The following is a 23,233-nucleotide window of genomic DNA, read 5'->3' as shown; positions in this document are numbered from 1 at the left end:
TTTATATTATGAAAAGAAACTCATTCCTACACAGAAATGAGTTTCTTCGAATTACGATTTCAACTGGATGTCTTGGTCTGCCTCATTTTTGAGTATAGGTTCACCTGTGCTCAACACGGATTCACGATTAACTATGCACTTAGTTACTTCCGGCATGGAAGGAACTTCAAACATAACGCGTTTCATCACCTTTTCAATGATAGCACGCAAACCACGAGCACCTGTTTTTCGCTGTAATGCTTTATCAGCGATTTCTTCTAATGCATCTTCAGTGAAAGTTAAGTCTACACCATCAAGGGATAGAATTTTTTCATATTGTTTTGTTAATGCATTTTTAGGCTTTGTCAAAATTTGGATCAATGCATCTCTATCCAATTGATCTAATGTTACCATTACCGGCAAACGACCAATGAACTCAGGGATTAAGCCAAACTTCAATAAATCTTCAGGTACAACATCCTTCAAGATAGCCGAAACATTACGTTCTTCTTTACGTTGTACATCTGCACCAAAACCAAGGGTTTTCTTAGCGGTACGCTTAGTAATAACCTTGTCCATACCATCAAATGCACCACCACAAATAAAGAGAATATTTGTAGTATCAATTTGAAGCATTTCTTGATTTGGATGCTTTCTACCACCTTGAGGTGGAACAGAAGCTACGGTACCTTCTAAGATTTTAAGTAATGCTTGTTGTACGCCTTCACCAGACACATCACGTGTAATGGAAGGGTTCTCAGACTTACGAGCAATCTTATCAATTTCATCGATATAAATAATGCCACGTTCAGCCCGAGCTATATCATAATCTGCAGCTTGGATAATTTTGAGCAAGATATTTTCCACATCTTCCCCTACATAACCAGCTTCAGTTAAGCTTGTAGCATCTGCAATAGCAAATGGTACTTCTAGCATTTTCGCTAAGGTTTGAGCCAATAGTGTTTTACCACTACCAGTAGGACCAATGAATAAAACATTAGCCTTTTGTAATTCTACATCATCAACTACATTATCTGTTTGTAAACGTTTGTAGTGATTATATACAGCCACAGCTAAAGAGATTTTAGCATCATCTTGACCAATAACATATTCGTCAAGATGAGCTTTAATTTCTCTCGGCGTTGGCAATTCTTTTAAGTTGAAGTCGTCCGTCTCTACGTCACCTAACTCATCAGCAATAATACGTTCACATACTTCAACGCATTCATCACAAATATATACGTTAGGACCCGCTACTAATTTGCGGACTTCTTCGCTTGTGCGTCCACAAAAACTGCAGCGCATAGTGTCTTTATCTTTTGCCAATGGGCGCCTCCATTACTTGCTTTCTACAGGTTCTCTTGTGAGCACCTCATCAATTAAGCCGTATTCAACGGCATCCTGAGCACTCATGAAGTTATCGCGATCTGTATCGCGCGCTACAACCTCAATATCTTGTCCACTGCGAGAAGCTAAGATACCATTTAATTCTTCACGCATACGAAGAATCTCACGGGCATGGATTTCAATTTCAGATGCTTGCCCTTGAACACCACCTAATGGTTGGTGAATCATAACGCGTGCATGAGGCAACGCATAACGTTTGCCCTTGGCACCTGCTGTTAAAAGCACGGCCCCCATGCTCGCTGCAGAGCCTACACAAATGGTAGACACATCTGGTTTAATATATTGCATCGTATCATAAATAGCCATGCCGGCAGTTACAACACCACCGGGGCTATTAATGTACAAATGGATATCCTTATCAGGATTCTCTGCTTCTAGGAATAACATTTGCGCAATAACCGCATTTGCTACATTATCATCAATAGGTCCACCTAGGAAGATAATGCGGTCCTTTAACAAGCGAGAGTAAATATCATAGGAACGCTCACCGCGTTCACTTTGTTCAACTACGATTGGTACATACATATATTCACCTTTTCATGTACCTAGTTGAGCAAACTATTATTTAGCCGCTTCAGCGCCTTTTGCATTATCAATAATGAATCGAGCTGCTTTTTTGCGAGCTACAGAGCCTGCCAACATAGCTACACGACCTTCTTTTGCAATAATATCCCAAACTTCTTTAGGATCTGCCCCAAAGTTTTGAGCCATAATGAAGATTTCACGGTTCATATCATCTGGAGTTACTTCGATACCTTCAGCAGTTGCGATAGCGTCTAATACTAAATCAGCGCGTACGTTTTCAGCTGCAGAATCTTTGTATTCAGAACGTAAATCTTCGATAGTTTTGTTGGAGAATTTCAAGTAGTCATCAAGTTTCAAGCCACGGCCTTCCATGTTCATAGCCAATTCTTGAATCATTTGTTCTACACGATCTTCGATCATTACTTCTGGGATTTCAACAGTTGCATTTTTAACAGCTGTTTGAATCAAGTCTGCATTGTAAGTATCGATTGCGCGACGGGAAGCTTCTTCTTCCATTTTAGCGCGAAGATCTTTTTTCAATTCTTCAATAGTTTCATAAGAGCTTGCTTCTTTTGCGAACTCGTCGTTCAATTCAGGCAACTCTTTACGTTTAATGTCATGGATATGTGTTTTGAATTCTGCTTCTTTACCAGCAAGTTCTGCTACGAAGTAGTCTTCAGGGAATGTTACTTTTACAGTTACATCATCACCAGCTTTAGCGCCGATCAATTGATCTTCGAAGCCAGGAATGAAGCTACCAGAACCGATTTGCAATGGGTAGGATTTACCTTCACCACCATCGAATGGTTTGCCATCAACGGAACCAGCGAAGTCGATTACTGCGAAGTCGTCTTTTTGAATTGTAGCGCCTTCTTCAGCAACAACCATTTTTGCTTGTTGTTCACGGATGTTGTTCAATTGTTCTTCGATTTGTTCATCAGTTACTGTAGCATCTTGTTTTTCAGCTTCTAAGCCTTTGTAGTCGCCAAGTTTAACTTCAGGGCGTTTAGTTACAGTAGCTTTGAAAATCAAGTCTTTACCTTCTTCGAATTGTTCGCGTTCGATTTCTGGTTCAGATACAGGAACGATATCATTTTCACGAAGTGCAGCACTGTAGTTTTGGCTAGCCAATACTTCGAATGCTTCTTCCATGATAGCGTCTTTGCCGAAGTTCATTTCCAAAATACGGCGAGGCGCATGACCTTTACGGAAGCCAGGAATGTTTACTTGACTTGCAATGCGTTTTACAGCTTGCTTAATGCCTTTATCTACTTCTGCTGCAGGTACTTCAATAGTTAACGTTACTACGTGTTGATCAACAGGATTTACAGTTGCTTTCATTTAAAATATGTCCTCCTCGAAGGGCAATACGCCCAAATTTCTGTAGTATATTATGCACTCCTAATAATAACATAAATGCAAGGTCAATGCAATTCTTCTCAATTTACACTAAAAGACCACCCCGAAATGGGTGGTCTTTCTATGTTCTACATAATTATGCAAATTAGTTATCTTTAGCAATCAATTTGATAATGTCACGACGAGACAAGATACCAATCAAATGGTAATCCTTATCTACAACAGGAACATTTTTCAAATGTTGATCAAGCATAACAGATACAATTTCCTCTACATCTTTATCCGGTGTAGTTGTAATGACTTCGTCGGTCATCAACTCATGAACGTGAGATGCTAACAATTTTTTGAATTGCGCATTATATTCGCCAATGCCATTGTAATAAATACTAGCGCCCAACACATTTACATAGTGAGGTACATGAGGGCGAACTTTTTTATAAAGCAAATCACCTTCAGAAATAATACCTAATAATTTATTGTTGTCATCCACTACGGAAACAGCTGTTAAATTATATTTTACCAATAAGTCAGCCACATCAGAAATCGGCGCATCCTTGCCAACAGTAACAGGGTATTTATTCATTACTTCTTGAATTTTCATAGTGAATTCCTCCTTACAAATACATCTTGCTTTATTATACTATTCGACATAGCATAATAAAACTCCTTTTTTATAAGAATATTATATAAATAATTTATAAGTCTATTACCAATGATATGGTTCGTTACGATTAATCTTAGAAGCTCTATAAATTTGCTCTACTAGCAATAAGCGTACCATTTGATGGGTAAAGGTCATTGGGCTAAAGGATAATTTATAATTTACAGATCTACGTAGTTCATCGCTTACCCCAAAAGCACCGCCAACGATGAACGCCATATCGCTAACACCATCTACTTCTAATTTTGCTACAGTCTTTGCTAAGTCTTCAGAGGACATTGTCTTACCGTACACATCGAGTAATACTGTATAAGCACTCTTCGGAACCGCTTTTAATAAACGCTCACCTTCTTCTGCAACGACTTGTTTTCGATCCGCATCACTCGGCTTATCGCCAATTTTACTTTCATTTAATTCAGTAATAGTAATACCACCATAAGGCCGCATGCGCTTTACGAATTCCGCAACACCATCCCGCAGATAAGCATCTTTTAACTTTCCGATACAAACTACATAAAATCTCATTTTCTACCTCTTTACAGATTGCATAGACACAATTTCATTAGGCTGACCATGTTGCAATTTCATTTCCGGTCCAATGCGTACGCCACCGTCTACTAGCATTTTTCCAATCGTTTGAGTTACTAAAACTGCATTATTATTGTTTTCAGAACGATGGGCCAGAATAACTTGCATAAAATCAGGCCGCTTCATCATAAGCAAGGCTTGAGCTGCCATTTCGTTGCTTAAATGGCCTTCATCACTGGCCACCCGTTGTTTCAAAAAAGGTTGATACGGTCCAAAGCGCAACATATGAGGATCATAATTAGCCTCTAGTACTAGCAACGTACTATCATCCAGTCTATGTAATATATCATCAGAAATGATACCCGTATCGGTCACGACTGTAGCCTTGTCGTTTCCAGAAAATACATTTATTCCGATTGGATCTGCTGCATCATGACTCACTGCAAAAGGTTCTACAATCAGATTCCCCAATGTTAGACTACCTTTGGTCAGTTCAATTAATTGATTCTTTGGTACGACGAGCTTATCTTGTATTTCACGCCACGTTCCCTGTTTCGTATACACAGGAATATCAAAGCGTTTCAACAGTTGTTGTAGCCCTGCAATATGATCACTATGCTCATGACTGATAAATATGCCCTCTACCTGTGCCATATCGATATGCAATTCTTTTAATCCATTTACGATGCGCCGACAGCTAATGCCTACATCGTGCAATATGACGGAGTTTCCTTTTTTTATTACTGTACAATTGCCCTTGCTACCACTAGCAAGGACATGGACCTCCAACGGTGAGGATTCACTCATCAAAACACTCCATATACTTAATCATAATTCTTTACATATTTTTGTGAAAGTCAGTGACTTAGTTATTCGATATAACTATTGTATTAAGTTAAATAACCGTAAACTATCATGACTTGCTTTCAGATAAGTCAGTCAAACGCTCTACAAAGTAAGCCATATTAGACTCGATATCCGGACCTCTACGGAACATATCGCCCCCAACGAGGAACATTGTATCATTACCGTATAACTTAACTAGTTCATTAAGACGAGCATCTGTTACACCACCACCTGGAGCTGGGCAAGCCGCTTTCATCAATGCCATAGGTTGTTTAATATAATTCGAAATTCTCTTGCATTGCTCCTCTGTGAAAGTAAAACGTCCACCATAGGATACAAAGATTGGCATATCAGCCCCAAAAATACGAGGCAACAAGCCTAATTGTAGATAATCAGCTATACCAGATGTGCCAGGACTTACAAATCCACCTGAATAAGCGGGATGATGTATAATGGGCAATCGTAATTTTTCATCACTAGCTAGTTTATGTAGCCAACCAAACCCAACGAGCCCTGAGGCCACCATAAGGGCCGTTGCGCCAGCTTCCTTAGCAAAATAAGCACGTTCTATTACGTCTGTACCATCGCCAGACACATTAGCTGCATATAAGGTATGTTTGCCGTGTTTATCATTCATTTCACGCACTATAGCAGCACATCGCTTTACCCGATCTTTAAATTGAGAGAACGACTGGTTAGAGATACCATGGTCATCCTTAATAACATCTGCCCCACCACGTGTATAAGCTCCACACATACGAGCTAACTCTTCATTAGGTGTTCCCATAGGTTTTACAACGGCTTGAATCATAGGACGCGTTGGTGTTTCCACTAAGTCACGAATGCCTTGTAAACCAAACTGAGGTCCTGTAAACACATCGTAAAGAGTTGGGCATAACTCTACATCAACCACCCAAATATGAGGTTGTAAGGACGAGTTTCCAAAGACAACATTTAAAAATTGTGTCGCTTCTAATGCCGTAGTATCTACAAGATACGAAATACGAGCCACATAGTAACGAGATACATCAATTACAGCATTTGGCATAACGCCAACATTAACATATGCAGAACCTTGTTCCATAGGCTCAAGGCTCTCTAACCGACCAGTGATATTTTCTTTAATATACGAATCAGTAATAAACTCATAAGGGAACTCTATGGTTTGTTCTACTTGAACAGCCCAAGCAATTGCTTTTGCTTCTTCATATGAACCTGCTTCTATTCGATACGTAACTATAAATCGCTCGTCTTTCATAATGCTTCTCCTTTGTAATAATATTATTTAATTATATACCAAAGTAGTACACGATTCCACACAAAAAAGGGCTCACTCTAAAACTAGAGTGAGCCCTTTTAAAATCGAAAACATGTATATAGATGTTTTACCTATACAAACAAGGTTTCTATTGTGAAAGACAATACATGTAATCGTATGAGAATAAACTCGTCTAACTATATATTATTGATAGAAATGTTTAGGATAGCCTTTGAATCGTGTGAAGTGACGGTATTTACGTATTGCACGATTAGGTTCGTTAACAGTTTTGTAACCAAAGCCATTGAATACAACGTTTAGAAGAACGGCAATGATACTACCAGCTGTGATACCAGATTTCAAAAGAATTTGAGCCCAATCTGGGAAATGTGCATAGAAGTTAGGCGCAGCTAGAGGAATCATGGATACACCAATACTAATCGCTACTAACATCAAGTTGTAGTTACCATCAAAGCTAACTTTACCAAGGGAACGGATACCGCTGGCAATGATCATACCAAACATTGCGATACCTGCACCGCCTAAAACGGCATTTGGAATACAAGCTACGATAGCAGCTAATTTAGGGAAAAGACCTAATAAAATAAGAATAACACCAGATGCTGCTACAACGAAGCGGCTCTTAACGCGTGTTACAGCGATAAGACCAACGTTTTGAGCGAACGCTGTGTAAGGGAAGCTGTTAAGCACACCACCGATTAAAGTAGATAAGCCATCAGCACGAAGTACTGCAGCCAACTCTTTTTGACCGATAGGTTTATCAACGATTTCGCCTACTGCGATACTGTCACCAGTTGTTTCAACCATAACTACGAGCATTACAATAATCATAGAAATCATAGAAGCAAAGTCAAAGGTTGGAAGACCAAAATAGAACGGTGTTACAATGGATACCCATTGAGAACGACCTACTTCGGAGAAGTCAGTAACACCACAAAGCATAGCAAGGGCTGTACCAAGGATAAGACCTACTAAGATTGCTAGATTACCAATAAATCCTTTACCAAATCGATAGGTTATAATAACAATAATAAATGTAGCTACACCAAGAGCAATGTTAAGCAGATCCCCAAAGTTTGGACTGCCTGCACCGCCGCCCATCCATTTAACTGCTACTGGCATCAAGTTGATACCAATAATAGTAATGATAGTGCCTGTTACTACAGGTGGGAATAGACGGATTAAGCGACTAAAGAATGGTGCTACCAGGAATGTAAAGATACCGGCTACGATAATCGCACCGTAGATAGTTGTAATATCATGCTGCTGACCAATCATAATCATTGGACCTACAGAAGCAAATGTTACACCTTGAATAAGAGGAATACGACCACCGATAGGACCAAAGCCTAATGTTTGAATCAATGTAGCAACACCACATGTGAACAAGTCGGCCGTAATCAAACGAATTAAGTCTTCAATAGGTAAGTTCATCGCTTGTGCGATGATGATTGGTACCGCTACTGCACCTGCGTACATAGCTAGTACGTGCTGTAAGCCATAAGCAAACAATTGCGGGATTGGCAGCATACCATCTACATGGTCGACGCCAGATATAGCTTTACTCATAAGAATCACCTCATATCTTACGTTTTAGTTACTAGTAAATAATATAGTCATACTATCGTACATGATAGAGTTTAGAGAAATCTCATCGACTTCACGTGGGAACCTTGATGGCTAGGGGCCTTAGGCCCCTACCCATTAAGCAAATATTCTATTTTTTATAACCTGTATGTTGAATCGGCAAAGATCTACGTGGTTCTCCGTCAATACGACGATACGCATTTGCAATAGCTGGTGCAATTGGAATACTGGAAATTTCACCAATACCTTTAGCGCCGTATGCATATTGTTCTGGTGTCCCCTTTTCAATCAAACTCACATGAATTGGTGGACATTGTGTCGCTCTAAGAAGACCTAGAGTGCCGTATTTAGCTGTTACATAGCCATCTTTATAAGGGAAGTCTTCTGTTACAGCAAAGCCCATACCCATGATAGCGCCGCCTTCAGCTTGACCAGCACAGGATTGTGGGTTAACTACACGACCTACGTCGTATGCTACATGTAAATTAGCAATTTTATTATCTTCACCAATTGTTGCTACACAAGCACCGTAACCATAGGCAACGTGATTTTTTGGATGTGGTTTATCAGAGTTGAATGGATCTGTTTCACCAAGGAACTCTTCATAAATTTCTACGCCATTCAGTTCCTCTAATGTCTTAGTTTCTAACATTTCTTTCAAGCGAAGACTTGCTTTACGCGTTGCTTCACCAGTGAACACTGTTTGACGAGATGCAGTAGTTGTACCAGAGTCTGGAGTGCGCACTGTATCAGGGCGCTCTACAAATACTTTATCAGCTGTTAAACCAGTTGTTTCACAAAGTACTTGAGTAGCCATAGTAGCCATACCTTGACCAATACAAGCTGCGCCAGTACGGATGCGAACTTTGCCGTCACGTACTTCTAAAATAACGCGGCCAGTATCAGGTAAACCTACACCGATACCACTATTTTTTAAACATACTGCAAGACCTGTACGGTCAGATGCGTAGTATGCATCTTTTACTGCTTCCAAACATTCTGCTAATGCAGTTTCTTCGGAGCAAATTTGGCCATTTGGTAAGGAGTCACCAGGGCGAACAACGTTTTTATAACGGAACTCCCATGGATCCATGCCTACCAATGCAGCTAATTCATCAATGTTTTGTTCTTGACCAAAGATAGTTTGTGTTACGCCGAACCCGCGGAATGCACCACCAGGAACAGTATTTGTGTAAACACAAACACCATCAAAGGCAAAGTTATCAAATTTGTAAGGACCACAAGAGTGTGTACCTGCACGTTGAAGTACTGGGCCACCTAAGGATGCATAGGCCCCACAGTTAGATACGATGTTTACCTTACTTGCCACCAAGTTGCCTTCTGCGTCACAAGCAGTAGTAATATCCATTTCCATCGCATGTCGTTTAGGGTGAATATTAAGACTTTCTTGACGAGAGAATAGAACCTTAGTTGGTTTACCTGTGAGCCAAGCTACAAGAGAAGCATGATGTTGTACACTCATGTCCTCTTTACCACCAAAGCCGCCACCTACGAGCATGCTATGAACTTTTACAGATTCTTCAGGAATGCCAAGCATACGAGATACTTCATGGCGATCATCATATACGTTTTGGCTACCGGAATGTAAATGAATTACATCGCCTTCACGATATGCTACAGCACATTCTGGCTCCATGAACGCATGGTCTGTTTGAGGTGTGGAATAGTGATTTGTAACAACAAATGCAGCCTCTGCAATAGCCTTATCTACATCACCACGAGATAATGTTTGACGAGACAATACATTTCCATTTGGATGTAATTGAGGTGCATCTGGCTTCAATGCTTCTAATGGGTCTACTACAGGCTCTAACTCAGTATAATCAACTTCAACGAGAGCAAGAACTTCGTCTAAGTATTTTTTCTCAGTTGTCGCTACTAGTGCAATAGCATCACCTACATAACGAGTGTTATCGCCTTCTGCTATGAGCACATCCCAGTCTGGTACCAAGTGACCAGTCTTATTGAATGGAACATCTTTTGCAGTTAAAGCCGTTACACATTTAGGATGTGCAAGTGCTTTAGACACATCAACGCGATCAACTCTAGCGCGAGGATATTTAGAGCGCAATGCTTTAGCATAAATCATGCCATCCATATGTATATCATCAGCGTATTGTCCAGTACCTAATGCTTTTTCCTCCGCATCTACACGGTGTAAACGAGTACCTACATTACCAGTTGTATCCTTTTCAGGAACTGGTAAGTTTTCACGGAACATTTTTGCTGCTAGCATAATGCCTTCTTCAATTTTGACATATCCTGTACAACGACAAATGTTGCCTAAAATAGCTTTTTTTACATCATCAGGTGTAGGGTCATTATTTTCATCAATCAAAACTTTTGCACTAATAATCATACCTGGGATACAGAAACCACACTGCACCGCTCCGCATTCACCAAAAGCATAGGTGTATACCGCTTTTTCCCGTTCAGATAGTCCTTCAATCGTTACAACTGATTTACCATCTAATTGGGATAATTTAGTTACACAAGCCTTTGCTTTTTTTCCGTCTATAATTACTGTACACGTACCACAAGCACCAGCACTACAACCTTCTTTAGTGCCCGTTAATTTCAAATCGGCTCTCAAGAAATCAATTAAACGTTGATCCTCTTGAACCTCATGTTGGGTGCCATTCACTTGAAAGCGGTACATATATAGCCCTCCTCTCATTAAGGAATACATTCACCAAGATATGATTCTGTTAAGGATCCATCTTGTACCACATGGTTACCTCTAAGGATAACATCTCGAACTTTACCTGTTACAGATATGCCCTCATAAGGTATATAGTCTGCCTTTGTATGGGCGGACTCTTTCGAAAGCACATGCTCAATGCGCTTATCAACAATTGTAATATCCCCATCGCTACCAACGGCTAACGTGCCCTTCTTTGGATACATACCGTAAAGCTTTGCAGGATTTTCACTAACTAATTTCATAAAATCTACAACGCTCATATTGCATTGATTTACCAACACATCATAAGCTATGATTCCTCGTTCCTCCGCACCTGGAATACCACCAGGTATACGAGTAAAATCATGTCTACTTTTTAGCTTTTGATCATCAAAAGTAAAGCTACAATGATCAGACCCAATCGTTTGGAATATGCCATTTACTAAAGCATCCTTTATTGCCATTTGATCCTGAATTGTTCTCAGCGGCGGGCTCATCACATATTTAATACCTTCAAAATCAGGCAAATTATATCGTGATTCATCGAGCACTAAATATTGTGGACATGTTTCACAAGTCACTTTATGCCCTAGGTTCCGTTCTCGAATAACCTCTTCAAGGCCCTCTTTAGAACTTACATGAACAATATGTACAGGATATTCTAATGCAGCACCAATTGTACTAAAGCGCTTAATCGCTTCCGATTCAATCATGGCAGGTCTTGTGAGGGGATGATTGCTTACACCTAATTCACCACATTTACGTTTATTAGCTACGAGCGCATCAATAAGATCACCATTTTCACAGTGTGCTCCAACGAGAGCTCCTGTAGGTTTGATTGCCTCTATAGCATCATAAATTTCTCGATCTGTTAAACGGAAGCCATAAGCTAAATATACCTTAAAGGATGATACACCAGCTTCAACCACTTTTGGGATTTCACTGGCCACAGTATCATTCATTTCTACAAGTTCCATATGGAATTTGTAGTCACAGGAGCAATGCCCTGCGGCACGCTCCTTATGAACCTCTAAGCCTTTACAAAGGGAGCCTTCCTCAGGAGAAGCAAAATTGATAATTGAAGTAGTCCCGCCAAGGATAGCAGCCTTTGTGCCACTATCAAAATCATCCGCAGTAGATGCTAAAGCATTAGTCATTTGGAAGTGTGTATGAGGATCTATAAATCCCGGGAATACATAGCAACCTTTTGCATCAATTACTTTAGCTCCTTCTGGAACAGGAACGTGTTCATCGATGGCGACAATTTTGTCGCCATCAATTAATAAATCTCCGGTAAGGATTCGATCAGTTAAGACCAATTCCCCTTGTTGTATGATAATCATGATACATAGTACACATGCTCTTTACAGAAGGCATGTACAACTCCTTTCAATTCTTCAGGTAATGCATCAATGTCACATACGGCTTCTTCACCTTTGAAGCGGTAGCCACAGCTAGTGCCTGTGATGTAGAAACCATCATTTGTACTATCTGCTAAAGCTTCAGCATTGTGGAAGAATGTAATGCGATCCTTGTATGGTTGACAAGGTTCTACGCAATGACATGCACAGTTACCACACTCATTACAGCTTTGATCTACATGGACGATCAATTTAGCATCATTTACAGTAACGACTTCATTACATCTGTTAGGACATACGCGAACGCAAGCACCACACACTACGCGGCAGTGGTAGTCAGAGCTACGTGTACCAGGGAAGGATGGCATTGCTTCACGTTTTTTCTTCATTGCATCGCTTTTCTTGAATACTTTATTTTCAGCGATGTCTTTAGCAAGTGCTGCGATAAGTTCTTTATGAACTTTTAATGCAGCGTTGTAATCAGTAGATTCAACTTCATCTGCCAAAGCTTTGAAAGTATTGTAACCTTCGCCTTGTAGAAGAATTGTACATACTGTTACAGGCCAGATACCACAATCAAAGATAGCTTTAATATTTTGTTTTACAGCACCACCGCTGTAAGACATTGGTAAACGTTCACCGAATTGAGCACTTAATAGCTCAGCTACACCAATTGTTACAGGTAACAAGGATTTACCAGACATGTACATTTGCTCGCCTGGCAATTCATTGTTATGAATTTGTACAGGGAATGTATTTGTCAATTTAACGCCAAAGATCTTGTTGTGTTTTTCACCAAGAGCGATAAGACGTTCTAACATTGGAACAGCTTTATCGAATTGAAGGTCAACTTCGAATTGATGATCTTCAAAGTCAATATATTCAAAGCCAGCGTTATCTAACAACTCTCTAATGCGTTTTGGACCTAACAATGTAGGGTTGCATTTCAAGTATAAGTGAAGGCCTTTTTCACTGATTAGGTAAGAACAAATGGATTCTATTTCTTCAGCTGGGCAACCGTGCATTGTAGACAATGTGATTGCTTGGCAAAGTTCATCGCTAATGGAGTTGATGAAATCAGCATCGATATGTTCAAATTCATCTACATGGTCAAGACACCATTGTTTGCATTCATCCCACATAGGAGATTGAGATGCGCTACGCATTGTGTTGATGAATTTATCAACCATTGGACTCTTAATGCCAGCCAAGTTGTAACCAACACTCATGATAAACAAGAAACCATCTGGATCGCCTAAGCCTAATTCTTTAGAGATTAATTTTAATGCGAACCAAGCTTTGATGTATTCATCAGCAGCTTCATCACAGCTATATTCAGAAGACCATTCTACGTTGTATGTTTCGTCTACAGAGTAGATACAAGGTCTAGGAATACCTAATTCTTCACCGTACATAATTTGTACAGTTTTTAATTCGATGCAACGAGCACCAGCTACATAAGATGCCACAATGTTTTGTGCCAACTGTGTATTAGGGCCAGCTGCAGGACCTACAGGATTTTCAATGGATTTACCAAAGATGGATAAGCGTTGATCATGATTAGTACGATGAATTTTATTTACATTGTAAATACGATTGTACATCTTGTACTCAGTCATAATGTGGTTCATCAAATTTCCGAAACTTACCGGATACATAATGTCACTCATAATGTCACACTCCTTTAAAGCGCTTGCGTTATGGGTTTAGTCGTTTCCATAAACCTTTAGATGTTGATAAAACTTCATTCATTACTTCAGCTTTGTCGATGCCTTGTAACTTACGATCGATCATACGTGGTACACCATCGCTAATAGTTGTTACCACATACATACCATTAGCACCGAATAATAAGTGACCATTGATGTTATTTTCATCAAGTGGCGTTGGTGCTGCGTAATCAAGAACGATTACGTCAGCTGCGGCACCTTTTTTAAGGATGCCAACTGTAGTATCGAAGAATTCATTCGCCATTTTACGGTTGTTTTCAAATAGCATATGAGGAACTTCGCCCCAGCCTACATATGGTTTATGTTGCTCATGTTTTACAAGGCAATTTGCTACTTTGTAAGATTCGAGCATGTCATTTGTGTAACCATCTGTACCTAGACCAACTGTGATACCTGCACCTAATAGTTTCAAGATATCTGTTGTGCCTACTGCATTACCCATGTTACTTTCTGGATTATGTACAACCTTGGCTTGAGATTCTTTCAATAATTCCACATCTTGATCAGTTACATGTACGCAGTGACCTGCAATACTCTTAGGACCTAAAATTCCTGCCTCTACAAGTCGTCTCACAGGTGTCATGCCATATTTTTCTTTACTATCTGCCACATCTTCAGGGCCTTCAGCAACATGAACGTGATAACCTAACTTGTCTTCATTTTGTGCTTTCACATAATCTAATGTGTCAGAACTTAACGTGAAGGATGCATGTAAGCCCATCATAGCAGCGAGTCTAGATGGATCTTTTTTCGCTTCTTTACCAAAACGCACATTTTCTGCAACAGCTGCTTTCATTTGATCAACACCGTTACGATCAGATACTTCATAGCATAGGCAAGAGCGAACACCAAACTGTTTAGCCACATCAGCAATTACAGATAAACTATTAGCGGTTTCTCCATAGCTTGCATGATGATCGAAGATAGTAGTGACGCCGTTTTCAATACATCCTAAGTATGTAAGCAATGCGCTAGCCTTCACATCTGGAGCTGTTAATTTATTATCTAAATAGAACCATAAGCCTTCTAAAATTTCACCAAAATTAGTTGGTGCTGGTCCTGGCAATGATAAACCTCGTGCAAGAGCGGAATAAATATGGTGATGTGCATTGATAAAACCTGGCATAATCAAGCCGTTATGAGCGTCAATGATTTCTGCATTTGCATAAGTTTTACATAACTCATCATATGTTCCGATATCAATAATTTGAGTTCCATCAATAGCAACAGCACCATCATAAATGATAGGTCTATCCGCATCGCGAGTAATTACAGTACCTTTTCCTAATATAATCATATGGGCACCTCCCCAACGAGTCGTTGGATGTATACTTATAAATCTATATATTATTATAATACGATACGCGTGCCTGTTTTTCCTGCTATACCATCCTTAGATTTTTCTAATAATGTAATAATGGAAACACGGCCTTTTTTAGATTCTGCAAAGGCAATAGCTGCTTCTACCTTAGGTTTCATAGAACCTTCTGCAAATTCGCCTGCTGCTGCATATTTTTTCGCATCTGCCACGGTTATTTCATCTAGCCATTTTTCATTTTCTTTACCAAAATTAATAGCTACTTTTTCAACAGCTGTTAAGATAACAAGTACATCTGCATCAATTTCTTGTGCTAACAAGCTACTAGTCCAGTCTTTATCAATAACGGCTGCTGCACCATGAAGTTCATTACCTTCTCTAGTTACAGGGATACCGCCACCGCCACAAGCAACGATTAATTGTTTCCCAACTAAGCCTTTAATCGCTTCGATTTCGATAATTTCTTTAGGAGCTGGAGATGCTACTACACGGCGATAACCGCGGCCAGAATCTTCTTTTACAACGTAATCGTAATTTTTTTCTGCGTATTCAGCTTCTTCTTTAGTCATAAAGTGACCGATTGGTTTTGTTGGATTTTGGAATCCAGGGTCATTTTTGTCAACTAATACTTGCGTAACCATTGTCATAGTTGGTAGATGTTCAATACCACGATTCAACAACTCTTCGTGAAGGGCATTTTGTAAGTCATACCCAATATATGCTTGGCTCATGGCCACACATACGGACAATGGTGTATTAGGTTGTCCTTCTACTTCTCGTGTCAATGCAGCCATCGCATTGTTGATCATACCAATTTGAGGGCCATTGCCATGAGTTACTACCACATCACAATCAGCTTCTACTAAATCAATAATCGTTTTAGCTGTACTTTTTACTGCAATTTTTTGTTCCGGAAGGGAATTACCTAATGCATTCCCACCTAACGCTACTACAACTCTTTTTTTCATGTTATGCCTCATAACAAACTATTAAGAATAAAAAGGGGCCATCAACACGGATGGCCCCTAAAGTTTACTTTACGGTTGAACTCGGTCAGTTCCCTTCCGTTCTAATTCTTTTAAGGTTTCTACAGGATTCTTAAATTTGCTTAAGAAGATCATAGCTGCAATAACATATGGTTTGTAGCTTGCTTCTTTATAAAGAGGTACGCGATAGCGATCGAATACTGTTGCGTCTACTTCGCCTTCTTCACAACTTACACCTGTAATATCTGCTGGTAAGCAATGTAAGTAAAGAGCTTTACCGTCTTTAGTGAGACTCATCATCTCTTCAGTACATGCCCAATCTTTATGTTTACCATTTTCTTCAAGAAGAACTTTTTCTAATGCTTTAATGCCTTCATGGTCGTTTTCGCCATACAATTTCGTACGTTTTTCCATCGCACCAAATGGAGCCCAGCTCTTAGGATATACGATGTCTGCATCTTTGAAAGCATCCTTCATGTCGTTAGTTCTACGGAAGGAACCGCCGCTTTCTTCAGCTTGTTTCTTAGCAATTTCTTCAACTTCTGGCATTACTTCATAGCCTTCAGGATGTGCTAATACAACTTCCATACCTAAACGAGTGAATAAACCAATAGCACCTTGAGGTACGGATAAAGGTTTACCATAAGATGGAGAGTAAGCCCAAGTCATAGCAATTTTTTTGCCTTTAAGATTTTCTACACCACCGAATTCTTTGATGATATGAGCCGCATCAGCCATAATTTGTGTTGGATGGTCGATATCACATTGTAAGTTTACAAGTGTAGGACGTTGTTCTAATACGCCATCTTCATGACCTTCTTTAACTGCATCAGATACTTGATGCATGTAAGCATTACCTTTACCGATGTACATATCATCACGGATACCGATAACGTCAGCCATGAAGGAGATCATATTCGCTGTTTCACGAACTGTTTCACCGTGAGCAATTTGGGATTTACCTTCATCCAAATCTTGAACTTCAAGACCTAACAAGTTACACGCAGAAGCGAAGGAGAAACGAGTTCTTGTAGAATTATCGCGGAATAAAGAAATACCAAGGCCACTGTCGAATACTTTAGTGGAGATATTGCGTTCTCTAAGAGCTCGTAATGCATCTGCTACTGCCCAAACACCTTTTAATTCATCTTCAGATTTTTCCCATGTAAGGAAGAAATCTTCGCCGTACATTTTGCTAACGTCTAAGTCTTTTAAAGTTTCAATACTTTTATTGAAGTCTGTCATCTATAAGTCCTCTCTTTCAATTCCCTAAAGGGCTACTTAGGATCTAACTTTATACGATACCTCATCAAATGGTGAGGTACCGTATTAAATTTGTAGTTATGAACTATGTTCTAGTGATTTCCGTTTTAAAGAGATCTAATCCAATTTATGTGATATTAGTCTTTACAGTATACGGATGGCAATAATGCATATACAGCCGCACATGTTACAAGGTCTTGTTTCCATGTAATTTCGTTAGGAGCATGTGCTTGTGCTTCTGCGCCAGGACCGAAGCCGATGCAAGGGATACCATTACGGCCCATGATGGATACGCCGTTAGTGGAGAATGTCCATTTATCAGTCAATGGGCGAGCTTTACGCATTTCAACTGTATCTTCAGCGCCGATACGTTCGTTACCATACAAGCTAGTGTATGCTTCTTCCAAAGCTTCTGTTACTTTGTGATCTTTAGGGATTACCCAAGTTGGGAAGTAACATTCGATTGGATATGTTAAACCAGTCCAGGATGGACGAGCATATTCATACATGGATACTTTTGCACCATATTCTTTAACATGTGGTAAAGCTTCGATTTCTGCCAAGCAGGATTGCCATGTTTCGCCAGCTGTCATACGACGGTCCAAGGAAACGGCGCAAGAGTCAGCTACTGCACAACGGCTTGGAGAAGTGTAGAAGATTTGGGAAGTAGTTACAGTACCGCGACCTAAGAAGCGAGCTTCTTCGTAGTGGTCAGGGTTGAATTTAGGGTCAAGCATTTTTACAAGACCTTTAATTGCTGTGCTTTCATCAGCAGAGTTAGCATTCAAGTCACGGATGTCTTGAAGAATGTCTGCCATTTTGTAGATAGCGTTGTCACCACGTTCAGGAGCAGAGCCATGGCAAGATACACCTTGTACATCTACGCGGATTTCCATACGGCCACGTTGACCACGGTAGATACCGCCGTCAGTAGGTTCAGTGGATACTACGAATTCAGGACGAATATTACGTTCTTTAATCATGTATTCCCAGCAAAGACCATCGCAGTCTTCTTCTTGTACTGTACCTACAACAAGTACGCGATATTTATCACTTAAAAGACCTAAGTCTTTCATGATTTTAGCACCGTATACAGCGGATACGATACCACCTAATTGGTCGGATACACCACGACCACCGATTTTAGTTTCATCTTCAAAACCTTCATAAGGATCGAAGTTCCAGTTATCGCGGTTACCAATACCTACAGTATCGATATGAGCGTCGAAGGCAATAAGTGTTTTACCAGTACCCATGTAACCAAGAATGTTACCCATTGGATCTACTTCAACTTCGTCGAAGCCAAGATCTTTCATTTCTTTTTCAATGCGTTGAACGTGTTCTTTTTCTTCTGCACTTTCACCAGGGAATGCTACGATTTCACGTAAGAACTTGGTCATCGCTGGTCCATAAGTTGCTGCTGCTTGTTTAATTGCTTGTAAATCCATAATTAATGCCTCCTAACGATCTTCACCATACCACATAATGTTTTTATATCTTTCAGGGTCTGTATCACCTTCAGTGGAGAAGCAGAGCACCTTTGAAGACGCATCTAATTCTAATTCCTTGCGTAAGTCTTCATATTCTGGCATTGTCATAATTGCCGTTACAAGACCTAGTGGAACCGCACCAGATTCACCTGTAGTGATTGGTGTATCACCTTTAATCGGTGCACCACCAACGCGCATCCCAAGTCTTGCTACCCAATCAGGAGCAGATACGAATACATCCGCATGGTTTCTCAAAATATCCCAAGAAACTGTATTTGGTTCACCACATGCAAGTCCAGCCATGATTGTTTCTAAATCACCCTCAACGATACGAGGATTACCATCATCAGCTACAGCCCCTTTATATAAGCAAGCTGCTGCTTCAGCTTCTACAACCACTAATTTAGGTTTCTTAGTTGCATTGCTGTATAAATTAGTAAAATAACCTACTACAGCACCTGCTAGGGAACCTACACCAGCTTGTACAAATACATGAGTTGGTACCTTACAGTTTTCAGATTCTAACTGATTTGCCGTTTCCATAGCCATTGTGCCATAGCCTTGCATGATCCAGTTTGGAATTTCTTCGTAACCTTCCCATGCTGTATCTTGAACTACAACACCATTTGGAACTTCTTTAGATTTTTTAGTTGCTAACCGTACACATTCATCGTAGTTGAATTCTTCGATCGTTACGGTAGCACCTTCATTTTCAATTTGTTTTCTACGATATTCTGTAGAGCCTTTAGGCATGAATACTACTGCTTTTTGACCTAATTTATTAGCAGCCCAGGCTACGCCACGTCCGTGGTTACCATCAGTAGCTGTAAAGAATGTAGCTTGTCCGAATTCTTCTTTTAATTGTGGAGAAGTTAATACATCATATGGTACATCTTCAACATTTTTACCAGTTTGTTGAGCTACATATTTTGCCATTGCATAAGAGCCGCCTAATACCTTAAACGCATTTAAGCCAAAGCGGTAAGATTCATCTTTTACAAAGAGAGAATTAACACCGATATAATCTGCTAATTTTTCTAGCGATACTAGTGGAGTTACACTATACTGTGGAAAACTTTCATGAAACGCTTTAGCTTTCTTAATTTCTCTAACATCCATAACGGACAAAAACTTGTCACTAGATGGTGCCATCGTATTACGTTTCCACTGAATTCGGTCCATATTTGCCTCCTAGGATTCTTCCTTTACAGTATTTAAATCACTATAAAGAGTAAACTTAGAAATATTGAAATACTCCGCAATCTTCTCTGAAGATTTAGAGATAAGAAAAGCCCCTTTTTCATTTAAGTAGCTAATAGCTTTTAGTCGCTCTACTTTATTCATGAGTGGGCCAGGTTTGCCAACTAACCGTTCTGCTTCTAGTAGTAAATCATCTAATAGTTCCGATACACTTGTAGTAATTTTTTCAACAGTGCCAGTCTCAGCTTGACCTATCCCTATAAGACTTTCAAGTGATCGATGCATCATAACAAACTCTGTAATATCCTGATTAATTCCTAATAGGTATTCAATATTGCCATTATCATCACGGATATACATGGTAGAGGATTTTAATATCCGTCCATCCTTAGTTTTTGTTAGATACCCAAATCTACCTTCACTACCATCATCATAGTTGAGTACATCCAAAACCACATGTGATGGACCATCACCAACATGGCGATTCGTTATCGTACCATTTTCTATATATACAAGTGATGTATCGAGATCTCCTTGTAAGTCATGTATTAGTACTTCACAAGATGGTCCGAATTGTATGGCCAATCCATGAGCTATTACTTTTAGCCGTTCCAATGTACTCATTGAGATAACCTCCCTCTCATCGGTATCGGTTAACTTTATGGTCTAAATAACTTCAGTCCGCTTATATAGTCAGCATTATGAGAACAATTCTAACTATTTTTGTATCAACCTAATTTTTTGTTAGGTTCCTTACTTAAATTATAGGTCTATGTATACAAAAATGCAATGCTATTATGCATTAAAGTTATTTATAAACATTCAAACATATACATCCATTGTTATAAACATATACATTCCCTTTGATTTCCATCATATAAACCGGCTGTTATAAAAATTTTTAATGACCTTTGTGCTATCACATCTATATAATTAAATCTATTCAAACTCTATAAAAATCAATGTATATCTATATTTTTATATGTATTAATTCAATCTGCTATGTCATTATGCATATATATATTTTTTATAAATACTCCTACATTCATAACTACCAAAAAGTTACGTCTATATACATAGTAAGTATATATAATCTTCTTATTGCATACAAAAAAGGCTGTAATAACGACATATCGTTATTACAGCCTTTATATACTGTTATCTGTTAGGATTTATGTTAATGGTTAAGAGTAAACTATGCGTTTGCTAATGTTTTACCCAATTCTTCACATTGTGCTTTACCATCATCATCAGGTTCACCCAAGATTGCCACGCCATCAGCTACTAATTCGCCACCAGCGTCTTTAATGCGAGTGCCCCAGTCTTCTAACCAAGTGCCACCCCAACCATAGGAGCCAAAGATTGCTACTTTTTTACCACCCAATTTAGCTTCTAATTCTGTGTAGAATGGTTCAAATTCGCCTTCTTCTAATTGTTCTGCACCCATATCAGCACAGCCAAGAGCTAGTTTTTCGTAAGCTGCTGCGTCATCTACGGATACTTCAGAAACAGATTTCACTTCAACTTCTTGACCTGCAGCTTTGATACCTTCAGCTACTGCTTGAGCCATTTGTTCTGTATTGCCTGTACCGGACCAATAAATTACACCAATCATCTTGTACCTCCTAGGCCGTTCTTGCGACCAATGAACTAAATGTTTTTCCCAACATCAATTGAGTTTGACAAAATTCACGACATGCTTTGTAACATAAGAAAGAGCGTTTTGCATCTACCACATCATGGTAAACTTTCCACTCTCCACACATACGATATCCACTGCCACGACGAGAAATAAAATATTTCACATCTTTTAATGGATAACCTAGAAATACGCCGATTTCATGTGGAAAATCAACACTTGCTTCCATACGATATCTTAGGTGCTCAAGCATCTCCATAATGCTCATGCGATCATGATAACCGTAGGCTTTCAAAAATGTCATTACTGCAGGTTGCCGTACATAGTCTCGTAATTGTTTCTCACGGAATACCAATAATAGTCTACGCGCTTTACAGCGACATAATTCAAAGAAGAACAATCCTTTTTCATTGAACTCTTTATTATATTCTGTCAATACAAATTGGATTTGTTCATTCATGTCCCGTGGAATAGAAACCAAGTTCGAAAGTTTGATACCTCGAATTGCCGGTGCACAATGATATCCAATGATATGGTCAATTGAATTCATCATAATAGTACCTGCCTGTTGCACATCGTTAGAACTTTCTCTAATGAGAATAATTCCTATATGCCAATAGTACTCTTGATGAGAAAAATTGTCAAGAATAATTGATATATATTTTCAATAATTATTTATTTTTTTACGGTTAGCAAAGTCTTAACTTTAGGGAATATCGCAGCATCATCAGCTTCATTTATAGCTATAAAACGTGCATTCGGACCAGTATACTTATCATCAAAAAGGCTAATATGTAAAACTTCATTATAAGAATTATTATTAGCTACACTTTTATATTTTAATATTCCTTCGTATACATTACCTTGTTTAGCTAATGGCGTTACAACTGTGAAAGTACCAAGAATTGGACTATCCCCCTTATTAATAGCAGAAGCAAGTGCACCTAGTGAAGATGGATCTGCATTGACATGCTTAGTTTCACTCATGCGACCAGATAATTGCTTACCTAATACTACATCACCATATACAGCATAGTTCATTTCATTTTCGTTTTTAATATTCAATGTAGATACATTAGCAGAGGTAGCGCCCGCTTCTATAAGCACAGATTTAATATCTTTTTTTGCATCGCCTGCAAAAAGTGCTTTAGGATTATTTTGATACATTGTAACACCTTCAGGTAATTTAACACCTTGATATGTTACAGTTTGACTTTTATTCAAAACGGACTTAATGTTTGCTGCAGAGCCTATTGCTGGAACAGATACTAATACAGCAGCTGCAGTAGCAAGTAATACTAATTTTTTCATATGTCTCCTCTAATGAAATGTTAATGTCACAAACGCTCAACATTATAGTAACAACACAGT

At 39.2% G+C, this 23,233-nt stretch carries 20 protein-coding genes; all 20 read right to left on the bottom strand.

Annotated features, from left to right (window positions below):
- Positions 1-51: 51 nt before the first annotated feature.
- On the bottom strand, positions 52-1,305 hold the full coding sequence (gene clpX / locus VEIT17_RS02855; RefSeq protein WP_277872759.1) for an ATP-dependent protease ATP-binding subunit ClpX: 1,254 nt from the start codon (positions 1,303-1,305) through the stop codon (positions 52-54).
- 12 nt (positions 1,306-1,317) lie between these two features.
- A complete protein-coding gene (gene clpP / locus VEIT17_RS02850) occupies positions 1,318-1,911 on the bottom strand; it encodes an ATP-dependent Clp endopeptidase proteolytic subunit ClpP (protein ID WP_178884666.1) in 594 nt (197 codons plus the stop codon).
- Positions 1,912-1,947: 36 nt separating this feature from the next.
- The gene (gene tig / locus VEIT17_RS02845) at positions 1,948-3,252 is read right to left on the bottom strand and encodes a trigger factor (RefSeq protein ID WP_105085923.1); all 1,305 of its coding nucleotides are present in this window, start codon (positions 3,250-3,252) and stop codon (positions 1,948-1,950) included.
- A 163-nt stretch (positions 3,253-3,415) separates the two neighbouring features.
- Positions 3,416-3,871, bottom strand: a complete 456-nt coding sequence (locus VEIT17_RS02840; RefSeq protein ID WP_024065467.1) for a CBS domain-containing protein — start codon at positions 3,869-3,871, stop codon at positions 3,416-3,418.
- A gap of 105 nt (positions 3,872-3,976) precedes the next feature.
- A complete protein-coding gene (gene rlmH, locus VEIT17_RS02835) occupies positions 3,977-4,456 on the bottom strand; it encodes a 23S rRNA (pseudouridine(1915)-N(3))-methyltransferase RlmH (RefSeq protein WP_024065468.1) in 480 nt (159 codons plus the stop codon).
- A 3-nt stretch (positions 4,457-4,459) separates the two neighbouring features.
- Entirely contained in the window at positions 4,460-5,266 is an 807-nt protein-coding gene (locus VEIT17_RS02830) for an MBL fold metallo-hydrolase (RefSeq protein ID WP_024065469.1), read from the bottom strand.
- 106 nt (positions 5,267-5,372) lie between these two features.
- Complete coding sequence (locus VEIT17_RS02825; protein WP_178884664.1) at positions 5,373-6,563, bottom strand: RuBisCO large subunit C-terminal-like domain-containing protein; 1,191 nt, start codon at positions 6,561-6,563, stop codon at positions 5,373-5,375.
- A gap of 204 nt (positions 6,564-6,767) precedes the next feature.
- Positions 6,768-8,153, bottom strand: coding sequence for a nucleobase:cation symporter-2 family protein (locus tag VEIT17_RS02820; RefSeq protein ID WP_060924007.1), 1,386 nt, complete (start codon positions 8,151-8,153; stop codon positions 6,768-6,770).
- 148 nt (positions 8,154-8,301) lie between these two features.
- Positions 8,302-10,851, bottom strand: a complete 2,550-nt coding sequence (xdh, locus tag VEIT17_RS02815) for a selenium-dependent xanthine dehydrogenase (protein WP_178884662.1) — start codon at positions 10,849-10,851, stop codon at positions 8,302-8,304.
- Positions 10,852-10,868: 17 nt separating this feature from the next.
- Positions 10,869-12,218: a dihydropyrimidinase gene (gene hydA, locus VEIT17_RS02810; RefSeq protein ID WP_024065472.1), complete on the bottom strand. Its 1,350-nt coding sequence runs from the start codon at positions 12,216-12,218 to the stop codon at positions 10,869-10,871.
- Positions 12,215-13,906 carry a selenate reductase gene (locus VEIT17_RS02805; RefSeq protein WP_129823201.1) on the bottom strand — a complete coding sequence of 564 codons (1,692 nt, stop codon included), beginning with the start codon at positions 13,904-13,906 and terminating at the stop codon, positions 12,215-12,217. Before VEIT17_RS02805 ends, hydA begins: the two co-directional genes overlap by 4 nt.
- A gap of 28 nt (positions 13,907-13,934) precedes the next feature.
- Positions 13,935-15,263: a putative aminohydrolase SsnA gene (ssnA, locus tag VEIT17_RS02800; RefSeq protein ID WP_129823202.1), complete on the bottom strand. Its 1,329-nt coding sequence runs from the start codon at positions 15,261-15,263 to the stop codon at positions 13,935-13,937.
- 53 nt (positions 15,264-15,316) lie between these two features.
- Entirely contained in the window at positions 15,317-16,252 is a 936-nt protein-coding gene (gene arcC, locus VEIT17_RS02795) for a carbamate kinase (RefSeq protein ID WP_024065749.1), read from the bottom strand.
- 69 nt (positions 16,253-16,321) lie between these two features.
- Complete coding sequence (ygeW, locus tag VEIT17_RS02790) at positions 16,322-17,515, bottom strand: knotted carbamoyltransferase YgeW (RefSeq protein WP_024065750.1); 1,194 nt, start codon at positions 17,513-17,515, stop codon at positions 16,322-16,324.
- Between the two features lie 155 nt (positions 17,516-17,670).
- A complete protein-coding gene (locus VEIT17_RS02785; protein WP_060924011.1) occupies positions 17,671-18,981 on the bottom strand; it encodes a YgeY family selenium metabolism-linked hydrolase in 1,311 nt (436 codons plus the stop codon).
- A gap of 12 nt (positions 18,982-18,993) precedes the next feature.
- The gene (gene dpaL, locus VEIT17_RS02780; RefSeq protein ID WP_024065752.1) at positions 18,994-20,205 is read right to left on the bottom strand and encodes a diaminopropionate ammonia-lyase; all 1,212 of its coding nucleotides are present in this window, start codon (positions 20,203-20,205) and stop codon (positions 18,994-18,996) included.
- Between the two features lie 9 nt (positions 20,206-20,214).
- Positions 20,215-20,847, bottom strand: coding sequence for a helix-turn-helix transcriptional regulator (locus VEIT17_RS02775; RefSeq protein WP_178884660.1), 633 nt, complete (start codon positions 20,845-20,847; stop codon positions 20,215-20,217).
- 571 nt (positions 20,848-21,418) lie between these two features.
- A complete protein-coding gene (locus VEIT17_RS02770; RefSeq protein ID WP_105089459.1) occupies positions 21,419-21,838 on the bottom strand; it encodes a flavodoxin in 420 nt (139 codons plus the stop codon).
- 10 nt (positions 21,839-21,848) lie between these two features.
- On the bottom strand, positions 21,849-22,436 hold the full coding sequence (locus VEIT17_RS02765; RefSeq protein WP_060924014.1) for a DUF3793 family protein: 588 nt from the start codon (positions 22,434-22,436) through the stop codon (positions 21,849-21,851).
- Between the two features lie 101 nt (positions 22,437-22,537).
- Positions 22,538-23,173, bottom strand: a complete 636-nt coding sequence (locus VEIT17_RS02760) for a hypothetical protein (protein WP_060924015.1) — start codon at positions 23,171-23,173, stop codon at positions 22,538-22,540.
- Between the last annotated feature and the right edge of the window lie 60 nt (positions 23,174-23,233).

It is taken from the genome of Veillonella nakazawae (assembly GCF_013393365.1).
Lineage (GTDB): Bacteria > Bacillota > Negativicutes > Veillonellales > Veillonellaceae > Veillonella > Veillonella nakazawae.
The sequence above is the reverse complement of the archived record's forward strand: the minus strand, read 5'-3'. Positions and strand labels throughout refer to the sequence as shown.